This is a genomic window from Sporosarcina ureae (genome assembly GCF_029267015.1).
Lineage (GTDB): Bacteria > Bacillota > Bacilli > Bacillales_A > Planococcaceae > Sporosarcina > Sporosarcina ureae_D.
Map to the genome: position 1 here is coordinate 1 of NZ_JARIEA010000004.1, position 3,035 is coordinate 3,035.

General features: G+C 44.1%; 4 protein-coding genes, 1 tRNA gene and 1 rRNA gene. All 6 read right to left on the reverse strand.

What is annotated here, in order from left to right; translation table 11 throughout:
• Positions 1-46: 46 nt before the first annotated feature.
• A complete protein-coding gene (tsaD, locus tag Q7P97_RS00725; RefSeq protein WP_303965100.1) occupies positions 47-1,066 on the reverse strand; it encodes a tRNA (adenosine(37)-N6)-threonylcarbamoyltransferase complex transferase subunit TsaD in 1,020 nt (339 codons plus the stop codon).
• Positions 1,066-1,515 carry a ribosomal protein S18-alanine N-acetyltransferase gene (gene rimI, locus Q7P97_RS00730; protein WP_303965104.1) on the reverse strand — a complete coding sequence of 150 codons (450 nt, stop codon included), beginning with the start codon at positions 1,513-1,515 and terminating at the stop codon, positions 1,066-1,068. The genes tsaD and rimI overlap by 1 nt, the downstream gene beginning before the upstream one ends.
• On the reverse strand, positions 1,508-2,209 hold the full coding sequence (gene tsaB, locus Q7P97_RS00735; protein WP_303965107.1) for a tRNA (adenosine(37)-N6)-threonylcarbamoyltransferase complex dimerization subunit type 1 TsaB: 702 nt from the start codon (positions 2,207-2,209) through the stop codon (positions 1,508-1,510). Before tsaB ends, rimI begins: the two co-directional genes overlap by 8 nt.
• Positions 2,206-2,655 carry a tRNA (adenosine(37)-N6)-threonylcarbamoyltransferase complex ATPase subunit type 1 TsaE gene (gene tsaE, locus Q7P97_RS00740; protein WP_198166241.1) on the reverse strand — a complete coding sequence of 150 codons (450 nt, stop codon included), beginning with the start codon at positions 2,653-2,655 and terminating at the stop codon, positions 2,206-2,208. Before tsaE ends, tsaB begins: the two co-directional genes overlap by 4 nt.
• Positions 2,656-2,799: 144 nt before the next feature.
• Positions 2,800-2,875: transfer RNA gene (locus tag Q7P97_RS00745), tRNA-Asp, on the reverse strand.
• 27 nt (positions 2,876-2,902) lie between these two features.
• A 5S ribosomal RNA gene (rrf, locus tag Q7P97_RS00750) occupies positions 2,903-3,018 on the reverse strand.
• Between the last annotated feature and the right edge of the window lie 17 nt (positions 3,019-3,035).

The window sequence follows — 3,035 nt, forward strand, 5'->3', positions numbered from 1 at the left end:
AAAAACACACAATTTGCTGAAAGTTAGCAAACTGTGTGCATCTTCTTTAATTCCATGATTTTAATGGCATTCCAGGTCGACCATTCATACTAGAATCACTTCGCACGCCACTTTTCCACATCTCATAACCTGCTGCCGCAATCATCGCTGCATTATCTGTGCATAAGGAAATGGGTGGTACATAAAAAGGAATCTCTTCTTGTTCAAGCGCTGCAGTCAATGACTTTCGCAATCCTTGATTGGCTGCAACTCCACCTGCCGCAATCACTTGCTTCACACCATATTCTTTCGCCGCTTTCACAGTTTTGACCGTCAGTACATCTACGACACTCTGCTGAAATCCAGCAGCAACATGATCGTGATTGATCTTACCGCCTTTTTGCTCAATATTATGCTTATAATTGATAACCGCAGATTTCAATCCACTAAAACTAAAATCATACGACTCTTTTTCTAACCAAGCACGAGGAAAGTCAATACTTTCATCACTAGCCAATGCTAAACGATCTACTTGGGGACCTCCTGGATAAGGCAAACCAAGGACACGAGCCACTTTGTCATATGCCTCACCTGCCGCATCATCACGAGTTTCACCGATCAATTCAAAGGAACCATGTGACTTCATAACAACGAGCTCGGTATGACCGCCTGAGACGATCAGCGCCAATAGCGGAAACTCCATCTCATGCATTAACTGATTGGCGTAAACATGTCCTGCAATATGGTGCACACCTATCAATGGCAATTGGTTTGCAAACGCGAAAGCCTTTGCAGCATTGATACCGATCAACAAGGCACCTACTAATCCAGGTCCCTCGGTTACAGCAATTGCCTCCAAATCACTTGGTACTATTTTTGCTTCCTTTAATGCTTCCTCTATCACCAGTGTAATTTGTTCGACATGCAGACGCGAAGCAATTTCTGGCACCACACCGCCGAATTGCTTCTGCTGCTGAATTTGTGACGATACAATAGAAGAAACAATTTCCGTTCCGTTTTTCACTACAGAGGCTGCAGTTTCATCACAGCTTGTTTCAATACCTAAAATATAATGATCTTTATTCATTAGAATTCCACCCACATGACGAGCCCATCTTCATGGTCGTCTGTATAATAGTTTTTCCTGATTCCGCCTTCTTGAAAACCTAGCTTACGATACAACGTCCGTGCTGGTTCATTACTTACACGTACTTCAAGCGTCATAGTCTTTACTTCATTCAAGCGGCATAACTCCATAGCCTGACGCATCAGGTCTTCTCCATACCCTTTTCCACGATAAGCCGATAGTACGGCGACATTGGTAATATGACATTCATCTAGAACGATCCACATACCGCAGTGCCCAATTACTTCTCCATCTAATTCCGCTACGATATAATGAGCATACGCATTACCGGTTAATTCATGCTCAAAAATCTCTTCAGTCCAAGGCGTCGCAAATGATTCGAGCTCTATAGCTGCAACCGCCGCAATGTCATCATGCATCATCTTCCGAAATAACACTTCATTACTCATGAGAAGACACCTTCTTCACCAAATTCGCTTCTGCTTCCGTAATACGCTTATACTGTGGCGTAAACGTATGCACCGTTTCCGGTTCATCCGCAAGTTGCGCCAATAAAACTACGGAAGAAGCACGTGGTACATTTAAAGCGAATGAAGCTAGATGCACTAGCCCACCAAGCTGTTCACGAATGACCGCTTCATGCAGCTTCACATCTTCTCCGACAAATAAGACTGGTTCCTTATACTCCTGTAACTTCTCCAGTAAGTCTGCAAGTGCACAGTGCTGATCTTCAAGTACATTGACCAATCCTTCACCTTCTGCACGATAGACTCCTGCATAGACGTTAGATCTTCTAGCATCAATTAAAGAGCAGACAAGGCCATTAAATAGTTGTCCATTCATTGCTAGGGCCTTCAAGCTCGATACACCGTAAAGCGGCTTGTCTAGCGTCCATGCAAGTGTTTTCGCGATTGTCACGCCAATGCGGACTCCCGTATACGACCCTGGACCTTCAGAGACTGCGATTGCATCTATTTCAGAGGGCGTAATATCTGCTTTGCGACATGCTTCTTCTACCGCTGGCATCGCACGTAGCGAATGATTAATCTTCATCATGCTCGACTCTTCAATAAGTAACACGTCATCTTTAACAATAACTACTGACAGAGGCGAGTTTGCTGTATCTATACCTAACCATATCATGTAAAAATCTCCTCACAAATACGTGTAAATCGTTCACCTTTTGGCGTGCATTCAACTTCACGAGAATAGGTTCCCGTATGGCGGATGATTAATTCCAAACGATCTTCAGGCAACTCTTCTTGTATAAATTGCGCCCATTCCACTACAGAAATGGCATCCCCATAAAACAGTTCGTCCCATCCCAAGTCTTCTTCACTGTTGGCTAACCGATATACATCCAAATGATTGAAAGGATAATCCCCTTCATATTGCTTGATAATCGTAAAAGTGGGACTGCTGACTGTCCGTGTGATTCCGATCGATTTCGCAAGTGCTTTTGTGAACGTCGTCTTTCCCGCTCCAAGATCACCTTCAAGCGTCAACACATCAGGAGGTCTAAGATACTTGCCAATCTCGGCAGCGAGCTTCTCCATCTCTTCTACTGACTTGATTTCTTTCTTCCACACAGCCAACTCACCCTTCTCTTCTTATCATAGTACTAGTGTACAGAAAAACCCTTCAAAACAAAAGCCAAGAAGATGGCCATGTTTATTCGTATTAAAAAAACGATCACACCCGTTAAGGTGAAATCGTTTTGGAATGTTAAAATATGGCGGTCCCGACGGGAATCGAACCCGCGATCTCCTGCGTGACAGGCAGGCATGTTAACCGCTACACCACGGGACCACTTAAAATTTACAAAAAAAAATTAAAGCCTAGCAACGTCCTACTCTCACAGGGGGAAACCCCCAACTACCATCGGCGCTGAAGAGCTTAACTTCCGTGTTCGGTATGGGAACGGGTGTGACCTCTTCGCCATCGTTACTAGACTCTTTGAGTAAAGCTT